This is a genomic window from Staphylococcus sp. GDY8P126P (genome assembly GCF_017891965.1).
In the GTDB taxonomy this organism is placed as follows: Bacteria; Bacillota; Bacilli; order Staphylococcales; family Staphylococcaceae; genus Staphylococcus; species Staphylococcus saprophyticus.
Map to the genome: position 1 here is coordinate 1 of NZ_JAESKG010000006.1, position 23,540 is coordinate 23,540.

General features: G+C 33.4%; 22 protein-coding genes and 1 pseudogene. 20 read left to right on the forward strand and 3 right to left on the reverse strand.

Annotation, left to right across the window (positions count from 1 at the left end; genetic code table 11):
• The 4 genes and pseudogenes from KA893_RS10445 to KA893_RS10460 form a co-directional block, all read left to right on the forward strand.
• Positions 1 to 312: pseudogene (locus tag KA893_RS10445) on the forward strand (EVE domain-containing protein); the annotation flags it as partial.
• Positions 313 to 642: 330 nt separating this feature from the next.
• Positions 643 to 1,026 carry a thiol-disulfide oxidoreductase DCC family protein gene (locus tag KA893_RS10450; RefSeq protein ID WP_002482690.1) on the forward strand — a complete coding sequence of 128 codons (384 nt, stop codon included), beginning with the start codon at positions 643 to 645 and terminating at the stop codon, positions 1,024 to 1,026.
• 33 nt (positions 1,027 to 1,059) lie between these two features.
• Positions 1,060 to 1,923, forward strand: coding sequence for a ribokinase (rbsK, locus tag KA893_RS10455; RefSeq protein WP_069826067.1), 864 nt, complete (start codon positions 1,060 to 1,062; stop codon positions 1,921 to 1,923).
• Between the two features lie 180 nt (positions 1,924 to 2,103).
• Positions 2,104 to 2,553 carry a Dps family protein gene (locus tag KA893_RS10460; protein ID WP_002482692.1) on the forward strand — a complete coding sequence of 150 codons (450 nt, stop codon included), beginning with the start codon at positions 2,104 to 2,106 and terminating at the stop codon, positions 2,551 to 2,553.
• Positions 2,554 to 2,737: 184 nt separating this feature from the next.
• Here KA893_RS10460 and deoD read toward each other — a convergent pair whose 3' ends face one another.
• A complete protein-coding gene (deoD, locus tag KA893_RS10465) occupies positions 2,738 to 3,448 on the reverse strand; it encodes a purine-nucleoside phosphorylase (RefSeq protein WP_011302652.1) in 711 nt (236 codons plus the stop codon).
• Positions 3,449 to 3,632: 184 nt separating this feature from the next.
• Here deoD and deoC point away from each other — a divergent pair, with 184 nt between their 5' ends.
• The 4 genes from deoC (at position 3,633) to KA893_RS10485 (ending at position 7,214) form a co-directional block, all read left to right on the forward strand.
• Positions 3,633 to 4,295, forward strand: a complete 663-nt coding sequence (gene deoC / locus KA893_RS10470; protein ID WP_002482694.1) for a deoxyribose-phosphate aldolase — start codon at positions 3,633 to 3,635, stop codon at positions 4,293 to 4,295.
• Positions 4,296 to 4,362: 67 nt separating this feature from the next.
• Positions 4,363 to 5,664 (forward strand): pyrimidine-nucleoside phosphorylase, encoded by a 1,302-nt coding sequence (locus tag KA893_RS10475; protein ID WP_011302654.1) that lies wholly within the window; start codon positions 4,363 to 4,365, stop codon positions 5,662 to 5,664.
• A gap of 12 nt (positions 5,665 to 5,676) precedes the next feature.
• A complete protein-coding gene (gene deoB / locus KA893_RS10480) occupies positions 5,677 to 6,864 on the forward strand; it encodes a phosphopentomutase (RefSeq protein WP_069821671.1) in 1,188 nt (395 codons plus the stop codon).
• Complete coding sequence (locus tag KA893_RS10485) at positions 6,864 to 7,214, forward strand: DoxX family protein (RefSeq protein ID WP_002482697.1); 351 nt, start codon at positions 6,864 to 6,866, stop codon at positions 7,212 to 7,214. Before deoB ends, KA893_RS10485 begins: the two co-directional genes overlap by 1 nt.
• A 93-nt stretch (positions 7,215 to 7,307) precedes the next feature.
• Here the strand turns inward: KA893_RS10485 and KA893_RS10490 are convergent, their stop codons facing one another.
• Complete coding sequence (locus KA893_RS10490; RefSeq protein WP_002482698.1) at positions 7,308 to 7,778, reverse strand: S-ribosylhomocysteine lyase; 471 nt, start codon at positions 7,776 to 7,778, stop codon at positions 7,308 to 7,310.
• Between the two features lie 283 nt (positions 7,779 to 8,061).
• On the opposite strand from KA893_RS10490, the gene KA893_RS10495 reads away from it, so the two are divergent.
• The 3 genes from KA893_RS10495 to KA893_RS10505 all read left to right on the forward strand — a co-directional run bounded on the left by KA893_RS10495 (position 8,062) and on the right by KA893_RS10505 (position 11,463).
• The gene (locus KA893_RS10495; RefSeq protein WP_041080792.1) at positions 8,062 to 9,246 is read left to right on the forward strand and encodes a M20 family metallopeptidase; all 1,185 of its coding nucleotides are present in this window, start codon (positions 8,062 to 8,064) and stop codon (positions 9,244 to 9,246) included.
• Positions 9,243 to 10,439 carry an L-aspartate--L-methionine ligase LdmS gene (ldmS, locus tag KA893_RS10500; protein WP_037538019.1) on the forward strand — a complete coding sequence of 399 codons (1,197 nt, stop codon included), beginning with the start codon at positions 9,243 to 9,245 and terminating at the stop codon, positions 10,437 to 10,439. Before KA893_RS10495 ends, ldmS begins: the two co-directional genes overlap by 4 nt.
• A gap of 358 nt (positions 10,440 to 10,797) precedes the next feature.
• Positions 10,798 to 11,463 carry a DUF2750 domain-containing protein gene (locus KA893_RS10505; protein ID WP_041080791.1) on the forward strand — a complete coding sequence of 222 codons (666 nt, stop codon included), beginning with the start codon at positions 10,798 to 10,800 and terminating at the stop codon, positions 11,461 to 11,463.
• Positions 11,464 to 11,944: 481 nt separating this feature from the next.
• Here KA893_RS10505 and coaW read toward each other — a convergent pair whose 3' ends face one another.
• Complete coding sequence (gene coaW, locus KA893_RS10510) at positions 11,945 to 12,742, reverse strand: type II pantothenate kinase (RefSeq protein ID WP_002482702.1); 798 nt, start codon at positions 12,740 to 12,742, stop codon at positions 11,945 to 11,947.
• Between the two features lie 215 nt (positions 12,743 to 12,957).
• Between coaW and KA893_RS10515 the strand changes: the two genes are divergently transcribed.
• From KA893_RS10515 to KA893_RS10555, 9 genes are all read left to right on the forward strand, one after another.
• Positions 12,958 to 13,818, forward strand: a complete 861-nt coding sequence (locus KA893_RS10515) for a GNAT family N-acetyltransferase (RefSeq protein WP_002482703.1) — start codon at positions 12,958 to 12,960, stop codon at positions 13,816 to 13,818.
• Between the two features lie 109 nt (positions 13,819 to 13,927).
• On the forward strand, positions 13,928 to 14,473 hold the full coding sequence (gene rpoE, locus KA893_RS10520; protein ID WP_002482704.1) for a DNA-directed RNA polymerase subunit delta: 546 nt from the start codon (positions 13,928 to 13,930) through the stop codon (positions 14,471 to 14,473).
• 319 nt (positions 14,474 to 14,792) lie between these two features.
• A complete protein-coding gene (locus tag KA893_RS10525) occupies positions 14,793 to 16,403 on the forward strand; it encodes a CTP synthase (protein ID WP_002482705.1) in 1,611 nt (536 codons plus the stop codon).
• Between the two features lie 257 nt (positions 16,404 to 16,660).
• Positions 16,661 to 17,521: a class IIb fructose-bisphosphate aldolase FdaB gene (gene fdaB, locus KA893_RS10530; protein ID WP_002482706.1), complete on the forward strand. Its 861-nt coding sequence runs from the start codon at positions 16,661 to 16,663 to the stop codon at positions 17,519 to 17,521.
• Between the two features lie 380 nt (positions 17,522 to 17,901).
• Positions 17,902 to 19,161, forward strand: coding sequence for a UDP-N-acetylglucosamine 1-carboxyvinyltransferase (locus KA893_RS10535; protein ID WP_002482707.1), 1,260 nt, complete (start codon positions 17,902 to 17,904; stop codon positions 19,159 to 19,161).
• Between the two features lie 86 nt (positions 19,162 to 19,247).
• Entirely contained in the window at positions 19,248 to 19,571 is a 324-nt protein-coding gene (locus KA893_RS10540) for a winged helix-turn-helix transcriptional regulator (protein WP_011302666.1), read from the forward strand.
• Positions 19,572 to 19,983: 412 nt separating this feature from the next.
• On the forward strand, positions 19,984 to 21,411 hold the full coding sequence (locus KA893_RS10545; protein WP_002482709.1) for an aldehyde dehydrogenase family protein: 1,428 nt from the start codon (positions 19,984 to 19,986) through the stop codon (positions 21,409 to 21,411).
• A gap of 210 nt (positions 21,412 to 21,621) precedes the next feature.
• A complete protein-coding gene (gene rho, locus KA893_RS10550) occupies positions 21,622 to 22,938 on the forward strand; it encodes a transcription termination factor Rho (protein WP_037538023.1) in 1,317 nt (438 codons plus the stop codon).
• A 144-nt stretch (positions 22,939 to 23,082) separates the two neighbouring features.
• Entirely contained in the window at positions 23,083 to 23,340 is a 258-nt protein-coding gene (locus tag KA893_RS10555; RefSeq protein ID WP_002482711.1) for a type B 50S ribosomal protein L31, read from the forward strand.
• Positions 23,341 to 23,540: the final 200 nt, after the last annotated feature.

Sequence of the window (23,540 nt, forward strand, 5' to 3'; positions counted from 1 at the left end):
AGGAGTCTGGACTTGACTAATCTCATGCCTCGAAAAGATAAAAGTTATTTAGTTATAGATAATTTTAACCGTATAGATCCTGATATTTTTCAAACATATATCAATGTGTTGGAAGGCTATGAGATGACGTTACCACGTTATAATAAAGATGGTACTATGGTTAAATGGTCTAGAAAAAAAGATTCGTTTTATCATTTTAATCCGAATTGGCATATTGTCGCTATCACGTATGACAGTTTAAATGAAATTAAACAAAAATACACAGAACAGTTTCTAAAATATACTAGAATTGTTAAAGTGAACCAAGATTAAAAAGAGTTTAGAGTAATTGAACTTATACGTTATGATGAAGCATAAGTAATTATGAAAGCATATGAAATGATCAATCCTTCAAGATTGGATTGGTCATTTTTTTATGCAAAGTATGACAATATAAATGTCTATTAATTATTTAAATTATAGTGGATACTTTTAAAACAGAAGCGTAAAAAAGACATAATGTTTTTAATCGACGAGCACTGATAGGAATAGGCAGATATAAGCACTTATGGTTTATTTTAAGGAAATTAGGATATAATAAAAGTAAGTACCATTATATAATGATAATGGTAGACTAAATATATCATTTTAGGAGCGTTGTATATGCCAATAATTTATTATGATGGTAACTGTGTTTATTGTTATAACTATGCGATCTGGTTAATTCAACACGGACTTTCTACACGTTATCAATTTGCCAAATTACAGGGTGATGTAGCACAAAATTTATTAGAAAATTATCCAGAAGCGCAACAATACGATAGTGTGATTTTACAAGAAGGTGACCAGTTGAAATATAAATCTGATGCAATTACAACCTTAATCACATCGTTGACTAACTACAAATGGTTAGGTATATTGTTGCGTTTCGTGCCAAATATAATCAGAGATTTTGGTTATCAATTATTTGCTGATAATAGAAATCATATGTGGAAAACCCATTGGCATGAACCTAATGATTATGAAAAATCATTTTTTATTGACTGATTATTTTTTACTGAAAATACGGAGGAAACAAACATGGGAAAAATTATTGTAATTGGTAGTGCATCCATAGATTTAGTTGTAAAAACTGATATATTGCCCGAAGCAGGAGAAACAGTAATGGGCACTTCATTTTTTACTAATCCTGGTGGCAAAGGCGCAAATCAAGCGGTAGCGGCTGCACGCTTAAGTAATGAAGTGTATATGATAGGTGCAGTGGGCGATGATGCATACGGCAAACAAATTTTGGAAAACTTGAAAGATAACCATGTTGATACCACTTATATGGACATCATTGACAATGAGAAGTCAGGTACAGCACACATTACATTATTTGAAGATGATAATCGTATTATTGTCGTTCCGGCTGCCAATAACTATATTACACCAGATATTGTTTTGCCAAAGTTGGAAAACTTTGGTGAAGATGACATTATTTTGCTCCAACATGAAATTCCTGAAGCAACGGTTCAATCAGTTGTCACATATGCAGCAAAGCATGGTATCAAAGTTATTTTAAATCCTGCGCCTTATCGTGAATTGGATAAAGAAGTAATCGAAAAAGTAACATGGATAACGCCGAACGAATCAGAAAGTGAATTACTATTTGACCATCAAGTAGAACAAGCACTTAAAGCATATCCACGTAAACTTATTATTACGCAAGGCGCAAAAGGCGCATTGTTTTATAGCGATACGCAACAACTGATTGAAGGTTATAAAAAGGAAGTCATAGATACAACAGGAGCTGGAGATACTTTTAATGGTGCACTAGCAGTTGCATTAATTGAAAATAAGTCATTGGAAGATGCTGTGAATTTTGCTAATTTGGCTGGTAGTTTTTCAGTGACAGGTTTAGGTGCAAAAAGCGCAATGCCGTACAGAAAAGACCTGGAATAAGTAGTGTGCAATTTGTTATAATAAGTGTAGGTCGTTAAATGGACATCTAAATTAAAATAATTCTAATTTAGAGCACGAATATTCTTTACAGATTAGAATTATTATAATATAATAATTATTGTAATCAAGAACGTTGTTGTCATTTAATGATAATATTGAAATTTAAAGGAGAGATTTTACATGGCAAAAAGTAATGAAGAAGTAGTAAAAGTATTAAATCAACAAGTAGCAAACTGGACAGTCGCATTCACCAAATTACACAATTTTCATTGGTATGTAAAAGGTCCTAATTTCTTCTCACTACACACAAAATTCGAAGAATTATATGACGAAGCAAGTCAATACATTGACGATTTAGCTGAGCGTATTTTAGCTGCTGGTGGTAATCCAGTTGCAACATTAAAAGAAAGTTTAGATCTTTCAATTATCAAAGAAGCAGACAAAGGTTACAAAGCTGAAGAAATGGTTGAAGAACTTTCACAAGACTTCGATAATGTATCTAAACAATTAGAAGAAGCAATTGAAGTTGCTTCAAATGCAGATGATGATGTGACTGAAGATATGTTCATCGGTATGCAAACAAATATAGATAAACATAACTGGATGTTAAAATCATATTTAGGTAGATAATACATTCAGTTTAAGATAAAGAGAATAGTGTCTGGGCATATAGCTTAGACGTATAAAAGAGGCCCTGTCTATTTAAATAGACAGGGCCTCTTTCTTTATAAAAAATGTTAGCTGAGTGTTATGAATTAGCACACTAGCTCTATATGTATTTATTTACATATCAATCTGAAACCTAAAGAAAATGTTATTCAGCAATTTCTAATGCTATTTCCATCATTTGAGTGAAAGAGTTTTGGCGTTCTTCAGCAGTTGTCGCTTCATCACGTAAGATATGATCGCTTACTGTAAATATGCCTAAAGCTTTTTTATTTGCATAAGTAGCGTTTAAATATAGTGCTGCAGACTCCATTTCAATACCTAAGACACCCATGCGTTGCCATTGTTCATTGAATGTAGGGTCGGCATTATAGAACGTATCAGAAGATAAGATATTGCCAACATGTGTCGTAGCACCGATATCATCTGCTTTTTGTTTAGCTTTTAATATTAATTCAAAATCTGCTAATGGTGCAAAATGACCAGGAATGTTGTATTGCTCCACATAACTAGAATTCGTAGAAGCACCTTGTGCAATAATCACATCATATAAGTTAACGTTTTCTTGTAAAGCACCGCATGAGCCGATACGGATGATTGTGTCTACATCAAAGAAATTGTATAGTTCATACGAATAGATACCAATACTTGGAACGCCCATACCTGATCCCATTACAGATACTTCTTTACCATTATATGTACCTGTATAACCAAACATATTACGTACTTCGTTAAATTGTTCAACGTTTTCTAAATAGTTATCCGCAATATATTTTGCACGAAGTGGATCCCCTGGCATTAACACGGTTTTAGCTATTTTTTTCCCATTAGGTTGAATATGAGGTGTTGCTTTTGTCATAATCATCTTCTCCTTTAAATTCTTTATCAAATTAAAGATAACATTTGTTTATTATTTTTGCGAATTTTTGTAGTATAGAGGTAAAGAGAGAATGTTTATAAACATATATGTTAAATTTTACTATATAATTATGAGTGGGTTAAAACACCATATGCTAATAAACAAAATAATAGGAGGATTTAATATGAATTACGCAAAATATATAGACCACACATTACTTAAACCGGAATCTACGAGAAATCAAATAGATAAAATTATCGAGGAAGCGAAAGCGTTTAATTTTAAATCGATTTGTATTAATCCAACACATGTAAAATATGCTGCTGAACAACTTAAGGGTTCAGATGTATTAGTATGTACAGTTATAGGTTTTCCATTAGGAGCATCAACGACTGAAACAAAAATATTTGAAACAGAAGATGCTATTAATAAAGGTGCATCAGAAGTAGATATGGTAATTAATATTGGTGCTTTAAAAGATGGACGCTTTGAAGACGTTCAAAAAGATATCGAAGGTGTCGTAGGTGCAGCGAACGGTAAAACAGTTAAAGTTATTATTGAAACATGCTTATTAACTGATGAGGAAAAAGTCAAAGCAAGCGAATTAAGCAAGGTAGCTGGTGCTGATTTTGTTAAAACATCAACAGGATTTGCTGGTGGTGGTGCTACACCTGAAGATGTTAAGTTAATGAAAGATACAGTGGGCGATGATTTAGAAGTCAAAGCTTCTGGTGGCGTTAGAAATCTTGAAGACTTCAATCATATGCTTGAAGCAGGTGCCACACGTATTGGCGCTAGTGCAGGCGTTGAAATTGTACAAGGTTTAGAAAGTGACTCAGATTATTAATAAATAACTGAAATCTTGTCTGAATATAGTTATGTATTGACTTGAAAAATAGGGGAGGCCAACTCATATGAGAATGGTAGATATTATTGAAAAAAAACGTGATGGTCAAGCGCTAACGAAACAAGAAATTGAATACTTTATTGATGGATATACAAATGGAGATATTCCTGACTATCAAGCTTCTAGTTTAGCGATGGCGATTTATTTTCAAGATATGAATGATGATGAACGAGCTGCCTTGACGATGGCGATGGTTAATTCAGGTGATGTCATTGATTTATCTAATATTAATGGGGTTAAAGTGGATAAGCACTCAACGGGTGGTGTTGGTGATACGACAACACTAGTACTTGCACCATTAGTGGCTGCGGTAGGTGTGCCAGTAGCGAAAATGAGTGGTCGCGGACTAGGCCATACTGGTGGTACCATTGATAAATTAGAATCAGTTGAAGGTTTCCATGTTGAAATTAGCGAAGAACAATTTGTTAAATTGGTTAATGAGGCGAAAGTTGCAGTCATTGGTCAAACTGGGAATTTAACACCCGCTGATAAAAAACTATATGGACTTCGTGATGTTACCGGTACGGTGAATTCAATTCCACTGATTGCATCGTCTATAATGAGTAAAAAAATTGCTGCTGGCGCGGATGCAATTGTATTAGATGTTAAAACCGGTAATGGCGCATTTATGAAAACGTTAGAAGATGCAGAAGCATTAGCGCATGCCATGGTTCGTATCGGTAATAATGTAGGTAGAAATACAATGGCAATTATTTCGGATATGGGCCAACCACTTGGCAATGCAATAGGTAATGCTTTAGAAGTTAAAGAAGCGATTGAAACGTTGCAAGGTAATGGACCAGAAGACTTAACAGAGTTAGTTATGACGCTAGGTTCACAGATGGTAGTCGTCGGTGGAAAAGCTCAAAATCTTGATGAAGCACGTAAAATGTTAGAACAAGCAATTCAAGATGGTTCAGCGTTAGAAAGTTTCAGAACATTTTTAGAAAACCAAGATGGCGATGGTTCTGTTGTAGACGATGTATCAAAATTACCACAAGCCAAATATCAAATTGAACTACCCGCACAAAGTGAAGGCATTGTAACTGAAATTATTGCAAATGAAGTCGGTGTAGCTTCTATGATGTTAGGTGCAGGCAGACAAACTAAAGAAGACGAAATAGATTTAAGTGTGGGTCTCGTATTGCATAAAAAGGTTGGAGATAGCGTCAACAAAGGAGAGGCTTTGTTAACAATCCACAGCAATCAAGAACAAATTGATAACGTAAAAGATAAACTATTGCAAAGTATTACGATTAGTGACACTGGTAATGAACCAACATTGATTCATAAAATAATTACTGAATAGGAGAGGAATATTATGACTACACCATTTAAACGAGTTCATTTAATTGTCATGGACTCTGTTGGTATTGGAGAAGGACCTGATGCAAAAGCTTTTGATGATGAAGGCAGTCACACTTTAAAGCATACGCTCGAAGGATTTGAACAGTCATTACCTAACTTACAAAAATTAGGTTTAGGTAATATTGAACCTCTTCCGGTTATTGATAAAGAAGCGGAACCACAAGCTTTTTACACAAAAATGAGTGAAGCTTCAGTCGGCAAAGATACCATGACTGGCCATTGGGAGATTATGGGGCTAAATATCATGCAACCATTTAAGGTCTATCCAGAAGGCTTTCCAGAAGAACTGGTTAATGAAATCGAAACGTTAACAGGACGTAAAGTTGTAGCCAATCGTCCTGCATCCGGTACGCAAATCATAGATGAATGGGGCGAACATCAGATGAAGACGGGTGATCTAATTGTCTATACTTCTGCAGACCCAGTACTTCAAATTGCAGCTCATGAAGATATTATTCCTTTAGAGGAACTATATGACATCTGTGAAAAAGTAAGAGAATTAACCAAGGATCCTAAATATTTAATAGGCAGAATCATTGCTAGACCGTATATTGGAGAGCCAGGTTCATTTAAACGAACTTCTAATAGACATGACTATGCATTAAAACCATTTGGTAGAACAGTAATGAATGAATTAAAAGATAATGGTTATGATGTCATTGCCCTTGGTAAAATTAATGATATATTTGACGGTGAAGGTGTGACTGAATCGATACGTACCAAAGATAACATGGATGGTATGGATAAATTAATTGAAACTGTGCAACGTGACTTTAATGGGTTAAGCTTTTTAAATCTTGTTGATTTCGATGCCCTTTATGGCCATCGTCGTGATAAACCAGGATATGCACAAGCGATTAAAGATTTTGATGAACGTTTACCTGAACTTATGAATCACTTACAAGAAGAAGATTTAGTTATTATTACAGCAGACCATGGTAATGATCCAACTGCAGATGGTACGGATCATACTAGAGAATACATTCCTGTACTTATGTTTAGCCCTAAAATGAGTGACTATCATGAGCTAACGATAGACAGCACATTTAGTTCTTTAGGTGCAACGATTGCTGATAATTTTGGTGTGAAATTACCTGAATTTGGCAAAAGCTATTTGAAAGAAATGGGTGTTGAAAAGTAATGCGTATTTTAAGAATGCTATTTGGAATTGTCTTTAGTGTTGCAGGGGTACTCCATTTTAAAGATGAAGAACAATTTAGACGTATTGTACCAGCGTACTTACCATTTCGAAAAGCAGCTGTGTTAATCACAGGCGTTATGGAAATCGTGTTTGGTGTCATATTATTAATGAAACAACCTACTAAGGGTCAAAAAAATGCACTCATAGCGTTTTTATGGGCGGTCTTACCAGCGAATATTTATATGGCGCGCAAACAAATTCCAATTGCTGGTCAACAACTTCCGAAATGGGCTTTATACGGACGTATTCCATTGCAATTTGTGATGATGAAATTAATCAAAAAATTATAACTTACTAAACTAAAATAAGAGAGCACATGCGTTTGAAATGACGCTGTGCTCTCTTATTTTATATATTTATAAAATGCTAACTCACATTATAAATTATTGTGCTTCACCATAGATATCATGCCATTCAGCTTTTTTGTCTAAGAATGTTTGGGCTATTTCTTTGGCGCCTTCTAATGAATGGCTAGCAGCCCAACCACATTGAACTTCATTACATGCTGGCACTTCTGTAGCATTTAATACATCTTTAATTGTTGCTTCGATAATATTTAACACATCTTCATAGTCATCATGATTGATAAATGAAACGTAAAATCCTGTTTGGCAACCCATTGGACTAATATCAACGACTTTATCTGAATGATTTCTAATATTTTCTGCCATTAAATGTTCTAATGAATGTAACCCAGGCATATCCATATGCTCTTTGTTTGGTTGTTTAAAGCGGATATCATATTTATGAATTACATCACCGTTAGCGCCTTCCATTTTCCCTGCTAATCTCACAAAAGGTGCTACAACGATTGTATGATCTAAATTAAAACTTTCTACGTTCATTTTTGGCATGGTGTATCCTCCTCATATATAACTTAAATTAATTGTAACAAGTTAAAAGAGGATTTACAATTTTTGAAATGTGGTATAAAGGCGTATGAAAGTTATTTTTATAAATTTCAGAAAATGAATGACAGAATTCAATAAACCCGATAGAATAAGTAATAATTAAATCATGTTTTGTGCATTATGAATCATATGTTGTGTTATTTAATAAATTACTTATTGCATTTGATTTATTTTATAAATTGAGTATAAACATAATGCCAAGTAATTTAGGAGGCCGTGTTGAATTATGGAGAATAAACAAATTGTATTGGACTATATAGAAAATGAAAAGTATAAATATTTAGAAATGAGCCATCAAATCCATCAAAGACCTGAATTAGGTAATGAGGAGATATTTGCATCTAGAACGTTAACGGAAACGTTAACGCAACATGGTTTTGAAGTCGAAACAAATATAGCAGGACATGCGACTGGCTTTATAGCAAGTTATGATTCAGGACAAACGGGACCAACTATAGGTTACTTGGCCGAATATGATGCATTGCCAGGGTTAGGTCACGCGTGTGGTCATAATATTATTGGTACCGCTAGTACATTTGCGGGTATAGCCTTAAAGCAAGTCATTGATAAAGTCGGCGGAAAAGTAATTGTATTAGGCTGTCCTGCAGAAGAAGGTGGAGAAAACGGTAGTGCTAAAGCGACTTATGTTAAAGAAGGTATTATTGATGATTTAGATATCGCCTTAATGGTGCATCCTGGTAATGAAACATACAGAACAATCAATACTTTGGCTGTAGATGTACTAGATGTTAAATTTTTTGGTAAAAGTGCGCATGCATCTGAAAATGCAGATGAAGCGAAAAATGCACTTGATGCAATGATTTCATATTTTAATGGGGTTGCGCAATTACGTCAGCATATAAAAAGTAGTCAACGTGTCCATGGCGTTATATTGGATGGTGGACAAGCAGCCAATATTATACCTGATTTTACACATGCGAGATTCTATACTAGAGCAACAAGTCGCCATGAGTTAGACATTTTAACTGAACGAGTTGGTCAAATAGCTAAAGGTGCGGCATTGCAAACTGGATGTGATTATGAATTTGGACCTATACAAAATGGCGTGAACGAGTTTATAAAATCTTCAAAACTAGATGATTTATTTGCTAAATATGCAACAGAAATGGGTGAAGCTGTCATTGATGATGATTTTGGTTATGGCTCTACTGACACGGGAAATGTGAGTCATGTTGTACCAACGATACATCCACATATTAAAATTGGATCACGTAATTTAGTAGGTCATACGCATAGATTTAGAGAGGCTGCAGCAAGTACCCATGGGGACCAAGCGTTAATTAGAGGTGCTAAGATTCTCTCGCTTATGGGATTAGAATTATTAACGAATCAAGCGTTGTTTGATGAGATTATTGAACAACATCAATTTATAAAGGGGCATAAAAAATGACTAAAGAACGCTCTCATAGACCCAAATTAACACTTAGTGATCTTTACGATTCTCGCGTTGTCTATACTTCTAGACCGTCTTATATTTCAAATCCATGGCTGGAACCTGAAGAACACCAATCGAATTTTTTAACAGGTAGAGAGCTGATAATTGCTAATCATATGCCAGTAATCGTTCATGAAGCGAGCGTCACTGATAAATTAAAGCAGTTATTTGAAGCGGTAGGGAAAACAATGCCTACAAATATCATTCAATTCAACGATCAACAAAGTTATGAACAAACTTTAAAAGTGTTAGCGCAAGAAGAGAATAAGAAAATTTATTTTCAATATATTCATGGTGAAGATATATTAACTAAAGCGCATTATGCACTAGATAAAGATATCTTTGTTGCATTAAATAATAAAGCAAGAATTCCTGAATGGACGAACAATCAATTCCTTCCCCGTCGAGAAGTTGTAAACATTGAAGATTTTGAGGCGGCGGTGTCTGAATGGTCGTTCCCATTTGTATTAAAACCTGGGGATGACTTACCAACTGCTGGCGGGTATGGTGTAATGATTTGTTATTCAGAAGAAGATTTAACAAAAGCAAAAACACGAATTGCTCAAGCTCAATCAGAAACAGACACAATGATTATAGAGCAAAAGATAGAAGCGATTGCTAATTATTGTGTACAATTTGCATATTCTGAAAATGAAGGCATACGATATATAGGTACTTCAGCTCAACTCACAGATGCTTACGGCCATTATAGTGGAAATGAAAATGCGCCGGATGTACCTAAACACGTGATAGAAGCTGGTAGAGAAATCATGGAAATTGGGGTATCTAAAGGTTACTTTGGCGTAGCGGGCTTTGACTTGTTATTAGACGACAAAAATGATGTATATGCGATTGATTTGAATTTTAGACAAAATGGTTCGACAAGTATGTTGTTGTTAGAGCCTATACTTCAACAAGGCTATCATAAATTTTATAGTTATATTTCGCCTGGTGATAACGAACAATTTTTTGCGACAATTTTGAAATATGTGCGACTGGGCGTATTATTTCCACTTTCTTATTATGATGGTGAATGGTTTGAAAATGATACGGTGCAATCTAGATTTGGTTGTATATGGCATGCTGAAAACAAAGCTACGGTTGATACATTGGAGCAACAATTTCTAAAAGAGATTCAAGAAAAATAAAATGTGGAATTAAAATTAGTGGTTCTACTCAGTAGATAATAATTTAAAAGCTAAAAATGTAAAGTGTCTGGGACATAAATAGGTGTCTCAGATTTTTTAATTGGACAATAGATGTGAATTACTACCAGCGATCCAAAGTACTATTGATATATTTTATGCGAATGCGTAGTGGTTATGTATACGATTAGAATATTAGCCAAGGAAGAGAATGACTTTTATTCTTTAATTTTTATTAAAAAATTTGATTCCTGTTAATACTTTCTAAATTTATAAGGAACATTCGTTGATTGACTAGAAACATACAGTCATTTATATTTTAAATATAAGTAATTATTATAAATGAATTGAAGGTGAAAATATGTCTTACAAAGAAAGTTCATTTTTTCAAGATATTTTAATAAATGAAGTTTTTTATGTCGGAACTAAATCAAAGCATTTGATTAGACAAGAAATATCTGAACAAAATGTAGTATGTGCTTGGACAGATAAAGCAACAGCAGAAAGTTATTTAAATAAAGAGCAAATTGAATATGACAAAGTAAAAACGGTTGATATTGATCGTTTTGTAACTTATGAAATTGACGATATTTTTGATCAAGATGATGAGGTATTGATGAACCCAACTTCACATAAAGATGGTGAACGCGTTCGTATCGTTGCAGCTTCAAATGAATTGATGTCTGATTTGGATAGTATTAGATTGAAAGAATTTGTTAAAGATGTTGCTAAAGAAGATGCTGTGTTTGGATTAACTAATAAGAATGAAAAACAATTTATCATGATCAGTGATGAAGCACACCAAAAACCACATATTATGCCTGTATGGAGTATTAAAAATAGAGCTGAAAAGGTGAGAAATCAAGATTTTGAAGAATGTGAAATTATTGAGATTGAAGGGGAAGTATTTGCTGAATGGTTAGATACGTTACGTGATGATGACCATGCAGTTGCAATAGACTTGAAGTCAGGCGTAGTCGGAACCGTTGTGCCTGCTCAAAAAGTAATTGACCAGTTAACATTTTAATTAAAGGTTATCAACAATATAGCTGTTTATGAGTTATGTATTTATAATATTTATAATTTAGAGCACAAATTTTATCGTATCGAAATAGTTATAGATTTGTTTGGAGTAATAACTAGTTGAAATAAAGAGATTGAGTCATAAATAGATAATGTCAAAAAGTCTGGAACATAATTAGGCGTCTAGGCTTTTTGTCAATTTAAACAATTGGTGTAAAGTCCAACTGCTTATTTTAAACAGTTACATGATTAGTATCTGTATTATTCAATTTCATATTTATAAATAAAACAGTAATTTCTAGTGTTTTAAACTAGAAATTACTGTTTTTTGTTTATACCCATTCAGTATGATTGTATAAAATCCTACAAAATCATTTTTCATTTAGATAACTCATATAATGTCCTGTTTTTAATATGTCACATTGTGGCAGATAAACGTGCTTAATGAGCAGTCTATACATTATATAATTTAATGAATATAAGCATTATAAATGTATAGAACCTAGAGCACCAGAAAATGCACCATGCTCAATATAATAAGGTTCACACCCACGTAAAACAGTATAGTCTTTGACCACCTCCTTTAATAAATCGTTATTGTGGAAGGAAGAACCGATATAGGCAACATTTTTTGTATTATGTTCTCTTGCGACAGTAATTGACATTGTCGAAATGACTTCACCGACGACTGCAATTACAGAAGCCAATTTATCTGCATCTGTAAATGATTCATCTAAATGATGTAGCACATTACCAAAGTTAGCTGCAGTTAAATCGCCAGAAATAGGAGGCTCACTATCTTTATATATATGTTTTACCTTTAAATCTATAATATCACGGTTACCATTTTGAGCTGTATCAGTTAACTGTTTATAGTTACTGATACCTGTGAGTAGGTATCCAAGGCCTTGTATCATACCGCCACCGGTGCCTATTCCGCCTACACGCTTTTGCGCTTTGCCATTTGAAAAATGAAGTGAAGTACCAGTACCAACATTAGTGAAAATATAATCATCTAAGAAGTGACCTTGTTCTTCTAATAGAATTTCTAGCCCTTTAGCTGCAGCATCAAATTCAACAAATACACGAGATTCACAATTGAGTTGTTCATTAATCATGGCAGCTTGCCCACCCGTCAGATTAATGTTGTTACAATCTTGTTGATTTAACCATTGAATGACTTCCTCAATTTCAGTAGTTAATCTTGTGCTGTATGTTCGTTCACCGTTTTTTTCTTGAACAATTTTAATGAGCGTGCCACCAGCATCGACACCTATCTTCATCTGTATTCCCCCTAATAAAAATTTCCATTATAACTTATAGTATAATAAAATGAAGGAAAATCAAATATGAATTTAATAGGATTGATAGAATAGTTCACAATTAAGGCTGTTAATTAATTAGGTATGTTTCTAAATTATATGTAAATTTATAGGTTGATTTGATTCAGAAGTGGTATGAATAAATAACGACTACGTTTTTAATAGGGGATTAAAACATGTTTATAAAGGAAAATTTTGAAAATATTACGGTACAAGTTTATGAAGAAAAATATAGACAATCTTTATATGATTTCAAATTAAGTGAAAGACAGCAAATTTATTCATCATTACCTAAAGATGTATTGGATGATGCGATCATTGATGAAGATAGAATTCCAAATATTGCACTAAATGATGAAGGTGAAGTTGTTGGCTTCTTTGTACTGCATCAGTATTATCAACATGAAGGATATGACACGCCAAATCAAGTTATATATGTGAGATCCTTATCAGTCAATGAAGATTTTCAAGGTTATGGCTATGGTACGAAAATGATGATGTATCTGCCTAGGTATGTACAGACACTTTTTCCAAATTTTAACCATTTATATTTAGTGGTCGACGCTGAAAATAAAGGCGCTTGGAATGTTTATGAACGTGCGGGCTTTATGCATGCAGCTACAAAAGAAGAAGGACCTATTGGAAAAGAAAGGTTATATTACCTTGATCTAGATTCTAAACATGTTTCTTCTTTAAAATTAAAACCGAACACAGAAGAACAACCATTCAATATTCATATCATTGATTTAATTAAAGATGATAATAAAGTGGGATTTATTGCTATTGAAAGACATGAAGATCGAATGAATATCTCTTCGGTTGAAGTTAACAAAGAAGAACGGCACCATGGTATTGCTGAAAGCGCATTGAGACAATTATCTACATATGTACGTAAACATTTTGATAGTGTAAAGTTATTGACAATCACTTTGTATGGTGAAAATAATGAATTAAAACCGTTATGTATAAACAGTAATTTTGTTGAAATAGATGCCGCAGATGATTATATTGTCTTTGAAAAATATATAAATTACTAAATGCGATTGCGAAATCAGGAATTGTCATTTATAATTTACATTTGTTATTATTACTTATGTTAAACTTAGTACTGATTTGGATAAACGCCTTTGAAAGGAAGAATAAATAATGAGAATTCAAGATTACACAAAAGAAATGGTTGATGAGAAATCATTTATCGATATGGCATATACGTTATTAAATGAAAAAAATGACACAATGAACTTATATGATATTATTGATGAATTTAAAGCACTTGGACATTATGAAGACGACGAAATCGAAAATAGAATTGTTCAATTCTATACAGATTTAAACACAGATGGTCGTTTTTTAAATGTTGGTGAAAATATTTGGGGATTACGTGATTGGTATTCAGTTGCAGATATTGAAGAAAAAATTGCGCCTACGATTCAAAAATTTGATATTCTGGACGACGATGATGAAGAAGATAAAAACTTAAAATTACTTGGTGAAGATGAGGCTGATGATGATGATGATATTCCAGCAGTTACAGATGACCAAGAGACTTTGAATGATCCAGAAGATCCAGAAGATGACGATGTTGATGAAGATCTTAATGAAACAGATATCGTTATCGATGAAGATGATGAAGATTTAGACGAAGAAGATGAAGAAGAAGAATTTGAAGACGAAGAAGAAACAGAAGAATAATTCTTTGAGATTTAATTGACTTTTTTCGTGAACATGATAAAATTTTATTCGGGCTCCTTTAATTAGGACGACGTGTATAAATATTATACGCTCCCCCTTACAACCATGTGAGAGGGAGCGATTTTTTTGTTTTAAATAATATATCAGTTTTATAGTATTTTATATTTTGAAAGTACTTGTTACGACAATTAATACATATAATGATGAAGCATTTAAATATGTAAATGTTGTATCACAAAATTTAGCAACTAATTTGGAGATTTGATACGAATCAAAACGTATTGTAAGAAAATACGGTTTTAATCATAGGAGGCAGAACATGACAAAATTCATTTTTGTAACTGGTGGAGTTGTTTCTTCATTGGGTAAAGGTATCACGGCAGCATCTTTAGGAAGATTATTAAAAGATAGAGGATTAAAAGTCACGATTCAAAAATTTGATCCATACTTAAATGTTGACCCAGGCACAATGAGTCCATATCAACATGGTGAAGTTTTTGTGACAGACGATGGTGCTGAAACTGACTTAGACTTAGGACATTATGAGAGATTTATTGATATAAATTTAAATAAATATTCAAATGTAACGGCTGGGAAAGTTTATTCTCATGTCTTAAAAAAAGAGCGTCGTGGTGATTATTTAGGTGGTACAGTTCAAGTTATCCCGCACATTACGAATGAAATAAAAGAGCGTTTATTATTAGCTGGGGAAAGTACAAATGCAGATGTAGTTATTACTGAAATTGGTGGTACAACAGGGGATATAGAGTCATTGCCATTTATTGAAGCAATTAGACAAATCCGTAGTGATTTAGGACGCGAAAATGTAATGTATGTTCACTGTACTTTGTTACCATATATCAAAGCTGCTGGAGAAATGAAGACAAAACCAACACAACATAGTGTGAAAGAATTAAGAGGTCTTGGTATCCAACCAGATTTAATTGTTGTTAGAACAGAATATGAACTTACTCAAGATTTAAAAGATAAAATTGCGCTATTCTGTGATATTGATAAAGCAAGCGTTATAGAATGTCGTGATGCTGATTCATTATATGAGATACCTTTACAATTAAGTAAACAAGATATGGACGATATTGTGATTAAGCGTTTAGAATTAAATCCAAAATACGAAACGCAATTAGATGAGTGGCAATATTTATTAGATACGGTTAACAGTTTAGATGGCAAGATAACAATTGGTTTAGTAGGTAAATATGTAAGCTTACAAGATGCATATTTGTCAGTTGTCGAGTCATTAAAACACGCTGGCTATCCATTCAAAAAAGATATCGAAGTGAAATGGATTGATTCAAGTGAAGTTACCGATGAAAACGTTGCTGAAATATTAGCAGAAGTTGATGGTATATTAGTACCTGGTGGATTTGGATTCCGTGCAAGTGAAGGTAAGATATCAGCTATTAAATATGCACGTGAAAATAATGTGCCATATTTCGGTATTTGTTTAGGTATGCAATTAGCAACTGTTGAGTTTGCTCGAAATGTCATTGGACTAGATGACGCGCATTCAGCAGAATTAGATCCTAATACACCACATCCTATAATCGACTTATTACCAGAACAGAAAGATATCGAAGATTTAGGCGGTACACTACGCTTAGGTTTATACCCATGTCATATCAAAGAAGGTACATTAGCAAATTCAATTTATAATGAAACTGAAATTGAAGAAAGACACCGTCATCGTTATGAATTTAATAATGAATATAGAGAACAACTCGAAGCAAACGGAATGGTGTTTTCTGGAACAAGTCCAGATGGTCGTTTAGTAGAAATGGTAGAAATTCCAAGCAATGACTTTTTCGTTGCATGTCAATTCCATCCAGAATTTTTATCAAGACCTAATCGCCCTCAACCGATTTTCAAAGCATTTATAGAAGCATCATTGAACCATCAGCAATCTAAATAATATGTTAAGACACACATACTCGAACTATTACGTCGAGATGTGTGTCTTTTTTTATTTAGTGCTTCGTTCAAATGTATGTATATAAAAATGGGGTATAAATGATTATTAAAATTTGAAATTTAGGCGATTTTTATACATCTAGAATAAAAATATAAAATAAAAACGCTTACAAATATATTGAAGAATGCAAAAGGTATACGACTTTGATATAATTAGATTGTAAAAATATGTGCTTAAAGCACCAAGGAGGAACTTTCATGCCTTTAGTTTCAATGAAAGAAATGTTAATAGATGCAAAAGAAAATGGTTACGCAGTAGGTCAATATAACCTTAATAACTTAGAATTCACTCAAGCAATTTTAGAAGCTTCTCAAGAAGAGAACGCTCCTGTAATTTTAGGTGTATCTGAAGGTGCTGCTCGTTACATGAGTGGTTTCTATACAGTTGTTAAAATGGTTGAAGGTTTAATGCATGACAAAGAAATTACTGTACCAGTTGCAATTCACTTAGACCACGGTTCAAGCTTTGAAAAATGTAAAGAAGCAATTGACGCTGGATTTACATCAGTAATGATTGATGCTTCACATGGTTCATTCGAAGACAATGTTGAAATCACTTCAAAAGTTGTAGAATATGCTCATGAACATGGTGTTTCAGTTGAAGCAGAATTAGGTACTGTTGGTGGACAAGAAGATGATGTAGTTGCTGACGGCGTAATCTATGCAGATCCTAAAGAATGTCAAGAACTTGTTGAAAAAACAGGTATCGATACATTAGCGCCAGCATTAGGTTCAGTACACGGACCTTATAAAGGTGAACCAAAATTAGGATTTAAAGAAATGGAAGAAATTGGTGCTTCTACAGGATTACCATTAGTATTACACGGTGGTACAGGAATCCCAACGAAAGATATCCAAAAAGCAATTACTTTTGGTACTGCTAAAATCAATGTAAATACAGAAAACCAAATTGCTTCAGCTAAAGCTGTTCGTGAAGCTTTAGACAATGATAAAGAAGTGTATGATCCTCGTAAATATTTAGGACCTGCACGTGAAGCAATTAAAGCTACTGTTATTGGTAAAATTAAAGAGTTTGGTACATCTAACCAAGCAAAATAAGTTAACGAATAACTTTTGATACTTTATATATGTTGTATCGATTTATGAGGGCGAGACGTCGAAATCAAATTCATTTTTTTGATTTCTGCTTCGCTCTCTTTTTTATGTTATAATTTGTTAGGTTTGTGTAAAAAAGCAATCAGGAAAGCACGGATAACATAAAATTTTAATAATAAATCCTTATAATTATGATTTGAATTGGTAAATAATGGGAATTGAAAACAATAGTAAAAAAATTATATACAAGAGAAGACACTTTATTTTATATGAAATAAATTTTAATAAACTGATGTGCTTTGCAAACTGTAATAATTTAATTTATAATGCAAATGATGTTATGGAAGAGAAATATTGATTGAAAGGCAAAGGAGAACATACGAATGGCTCAAGAAGTGATTAAAATTAGAGGTGGTCAAACACTAAAAGGTGAAGTGAACAACCACGGTGCTAAAAATAGTGCAGTAGCAATTATTCCAGCCGCAATTTTGGCTGAAGACAAAGTAACTATTGAAGGCCTTCCAGAAATCTCTGATGTAGAAACTTTAGTAAGTTTACTTGGAGATTTAAATATTAAGACTGAATTAGATGGTATGACATTAAATGTTGATCCAAATGAAATTGAAAATGCACCATTACCTAATAATAAAGTAGAATCGTTACGTGCTTCATATTATATGATGGGCGCTATGTTAGGTAGGTTTAAAAAATGTGTGATTGGATTACCAGGTGGTTGTCCTTTAGGACCGAGACCCATTGATCAACACATTAAAGGTTTCAAAGCTTTAGGTGCTAAAATTGATGAATCAAGTTCTACATCAATGAAGATAGAGGCTGACAAATTAACAGGTGCGAATATCTTTTTAGATATTGTAAGTGTTGGTGCAACAATCAATATTATGCTTGCAGCAGTTCGTGCTGAAGGTCAAACTGTCATTGAGAATGCTGCAAAAGAGCCAGAAGTAGTTGACGTAGCTAATTTCTTAACAAGCTTAGGTGCAGATATCAAAGGCGCTGGCACAAGTACGATTAAGATTAATGGCGTAGAACATTTACACGGTTCACATCATCAGGTCATTCCAGATAGAATTGAAGCTGGTACATATATGTGTATTGCCGCAGCATGTGGTGAAGATATAACAATTAATAATATTATTCCAACGCATGTAGAACCATTAACAGTGAAATTAAAAGAGCTTGGTGTTGATATTCAAGTTGGTGATGATAGCGCCGTAATCAAACGTAGTACACCATATGCTAGTGTTGATATTAAAACACTTGTATATCCTGGATTTGCTACCGATCTTCAACAACCTATTACCCCATTATTGTTTATGGCTGATGGTGTATCATTTGTTACCGAAACGATTTATCCAGCACGTTTTAGACATGTAGATGAATTGAAAAACATGGGTGCAGATATTTCGGCAGATAATGGTACAGCAACAATTAAGCCATCTAAACTTACTGGCGCAGAAGTTTATGCTAGTGATTTACGTGCAGGTGCTTGCCTTATTGTAGCTGGTTTATTCGCTGAAGGTGTTACAACAATTTATAATGTAAAGCATATTTATCGTGGTTATACTAATATCGTTAGTACTTTAAAATCTTTAGGTGCAGACATTTGGACTGAAGAAGTATAGAAAATGTGGTATAATAAATATACTTAGTAACCAAAGTGTACTTAGTTTAAATGATAATAGAATAAATCGATATTGAGGTGATGACCATGAAAGTTTGCCCTTATCTAGAAGAAACCTTTAAAATAGTAGGTAGAAGTTGGAATGGTCTTATTATTAATTATTTATCTAGATGTACGGAAAAGTCTGCACACTTTTCAGATATGAAACGTGATTTAAAGACAATTACACCACGTGCACTTAGCATAAAGTTAACGGATCTTAGTGAATGGGGACTAGTTGAAAAGAAAGTGGTTTCTACCAGTCCAATGAATATTCTTTACCAACTGACAGATAAAGGTGATGCTTTAGCAGCAGCATTAGTGCCAATGGAAAAATGGGCTCAAGATTATATTGAACTCGAAAATAAATAGTAATTAAATTCTAAAGTAAAAGCGAAATTCAAAATATTACTAAAAGAGAATGGAGCACACAGTCTTAATTAGGTATTTCTAAAGACAATCAATTCTATTAGTTGTGATTGGAAAGTAGCGTATTAAAGTGGAAGTATAATTTAATCATTTTCGATTGCTCTGAATTTTTAAAGAGACCAAGACATAAATCGATGTCTTGGTCTCTTTTTGTATATGAATTGGAGTGTACATGTAGTTATTCACTGAATAACAAAATGGCGCTGAAATTTAATGGGTTAAAAAAATTGTATAAAATGAATGGAAAACGCTTTATAACAACGTTTGCTACGATTTGGCGTGAGCACTTATGTTTAAAAAAATGAAATCTCGGTTAAAATGGTATTATCAACACAAGTTAAGGAGTGAATTATTGATGAGAAATTTCATTAAACAATATATCAACGGAGAATGGGTTGAAAGTACAAGTGGAGAAACACTTGAAGTAATTAATCCTGCAACAGAAGAAGTTGCTGGTACGATTGCTAAAGGTAATAAAGAAGACGTGGAAAAAGCTGTAGAAGCAGCAGATAACGTATATTTAGAATTCAGACACACTTCAGTTAAAGAAAGACAAGATTTATTAGATCAAATAGTACAAGAATATAAAAATAGAAAAGAAGACTTAATTCAAGCAATTACAGACGAATTAGGTGCACCTCTATCTGTAGCGGAAAATGTACACTATCAAATGGGCTTAGATCATTTTGAAGCAGCACGTGATGCATTAAATGATTTCCAATTTGAAGAACGTCGAGGCGATGATTTAGTTGTCAAAGAAGCAATCGGTGTTTCAGGACTTATTACACCATGGAACTTCCCAACAAATCAAACGTCATTGAAATTAGCTGCTGCTTTTGCTGCTGGTAGTCCGGTAGTATTAAAACCTTCAGAAGAAACACCATTTGCAGCTATTATATTAGCAGAAATTTTTGATAAAGTGGGTGTACCTAAAGGTGTATTTAACTTAGTCAATGGTGATGGACAAGGTGTAGGTAATCCATTAAGTGAACATCCAAAAGTAAGAATGATGTCATTTACTGGTTCTGGCCCAACAGGTTCAAGTATTATGAAAAAAGCTGCAGAAGATTTCAAAAAAGTATCACTTGAACTAGGTGGTAAATCACCTTATATTATTTTAGATGACGCTGATATCGATGGTGCAGCAAGTGCAGCTGCTAATAAAGTAGTGTTCAACACAGGGCAAGTTTGTACTGCAGGTACAAGAACAATCGTTCCAGCAAGTATAAAAGAAGACTTTTTAACAGCTGTAAAAGAAAAATTCAGTCAAGTAAAAGTAGGTAACCCTAGAGAAGAAGGTACACAAGTTGGACCAATTATAAGCAAAAAACAATTTGACCAAGTACAAGCCTATATTGACAAAGGTATTGAAGAAGGTGCCGAATTATTATATGGTGGCCCTGGTAAACCTGAAGGATTAGACAAAGGTTACTTTGCAAGACCAACTATTTTTAATAATGTAGATAACAGCATGACAATTGCCCAAGAAGAAATATTTGGACCAGTAATGTCTGTGATCACATATAATGATTTAGATGAAGCAATCAAAATTGCAAATGATACAAAATATGGTTTAGCTGGTTACGTTTATGGTAGTGATAAAGATACACTTCATAAAGTAGCACGTTCAATTGAAGCAGGTACAGTTGAAATTAACGAAGCTGGACGTAAACCTGATTTACCATTCGGTGGTTATAAACAATCTGGTATAGGCCGTGAATGGGGCGACTACGGAATCGAAGAATTCTTAGAAGTTAAATCAATTGCAGGTTACTACAATTAATAAGTTAATTTAATAGGTAATGTGAATCTATATGAGAGTAGAACAATGAAATCTTTTTAAGAGAAATTAGATTTCTGTTCTACTCTCTTTTTATAATTTATATATCGAAATACATTTTGTAATTAAATAGGAAATTTGCTATAGTTATAAAAGTAGTAGCGTAGTTACTATGTTATTTAAAAAACTTATTTATGAAATGGGTGCAAGATAATGCCTGAAAAAGTACGAACATCACCTCAGTATGAATCGTTCCACGAGTTATACAAAAATTACACTACAAAAGATCTCACTCAAAAAGCAAAATCTCTTAAGCTAACAAACTATAGTAAATTGAATAAAAAAGAACTTGTTCTCGCGATTATGGAAGCGCAAATGGAAAAAGATGGTAACTATTATATGGAAGGCATTCTAGATGATATCCAACAAGATGGTTATGGCTTTTTAAGAACAGTTAATTATTCTAAGGGAGAAAAAGATATCTATATCTCAGCTAGTCAAATTCGTCGTTTTGAAATTAAACGAGGAGATAAAGTGACTGGTAAGGTTAGAAAGCCAAAGGATAATGAAAAGTATTATGGTTTATTACAGGTTGATTTTGTTAATGATGAGAATGCAGAAGAAGTAAAAAAACGTCCTCATTTCCAGGCGTTAACGCCGTTATATCCAGAAGAAAGAATTGTGTTAGAAACTACAAAGCAGAATTTTTCAACTCGAATCATGGATTTAATCACGCCAATTGGATTAGGACAACGTGGACTTATCGTCGCACCGCCTAAAGCAGGGAAAACCTCTTTATTAAAAGAAATTGCAAATGCAATTGCAACGAATAAACCTGATGCAGAATTATTTGTATTATTAGTAGGAGAACGACCAGAAGAGGTTACTGATATAGAAAGATCTGTAGAAACTGCAGAAGTAGTTCATTCTACATTTGATGAGCCACCTCAACACCATGTCAAAGTTGCAGAATTATTATTAGAACGTGCGAAACGCTTAGTTGAAATTGGTAAGGATGTCATTATACTAATGGATTCTATAACAAGATTGGCACGTGCTTATAACCTTGTTATTCCGCCAAGTGGTCGTACGTTATCTGGTGGGTTAGATCCAGCATCTTTACACAAACCAAAAGCATTCTTTGGTGCAGCAAGAAATATTGAAGCGGGTGGCAGTATGACTATATTAGCTACAGCTTTAGTTGAAACTGGTTCGCGTATGGATGACATGATTTACGAAGAATTTAAAGGTACTGGAAACATGGAGTTACATTTAGATCGTAAATTAGCAGAACGTCGAGTATTTCCAGCAATTGATATTGGACGCAGTTCAACACGTAAAGAAGAATTGCTCATTGATCCCAAAGAACTGGATTCATTATGGCAATTACGCAATATGTTTACAGATTCAACGGACTTTACAGAAAGATTTGTTCGTAAACTCAAACGAACAGACAATAACCAAGAATTCTTTGAACAGTTACAAAAAGCTGCTAAAGAAAGCACAAAAACGGGTAAACCAATCATTTAATTACTAAATGATTCATAGATATAATACCAATATGAGATTTAGGGTTGCGTTTTATATTTATAGACATTATAATTATCAAGTATTGGGTAAAAAACTCACAAAAAACTCTGTTCCAGATGGTTCAGGGCAAAGGAGCTGAAAATAATGAGACAAAATATTCATCCTGAATATCACAATGTTATCTTTTTAGATACTACTACAGATTTTAAATTCTTAAGTGGTTCAACTAAAACATCATCAGAGACAATGGAATGGGAAGATGGTAATGAATACCCAGTTATTCGTTTAGACATTTCATCTGATTCACATCCATTCTACACAGGACGTCAAAAATTCGCTGCGGCGGATGGTCGTGTGGAACGTTTCAACAAAAAATTCGGATTCAAATCAAGCAACGAATAATTGTTGGTATAAGGCATTCTCATTTTATGAGAATGCCTTTTTATGTTAAAAAGCACTTCCTAATCACAAATAGATATCATAAACAATGTTGAAATTCCTTTATTTTATGAGTAACGATACTGGCTGCAAGTATAGCATTAAATTTAAGTTTGTATACAATGTTGAAACAAAGTGGATCAGTTTTGTTAGTAGGCAGTTCA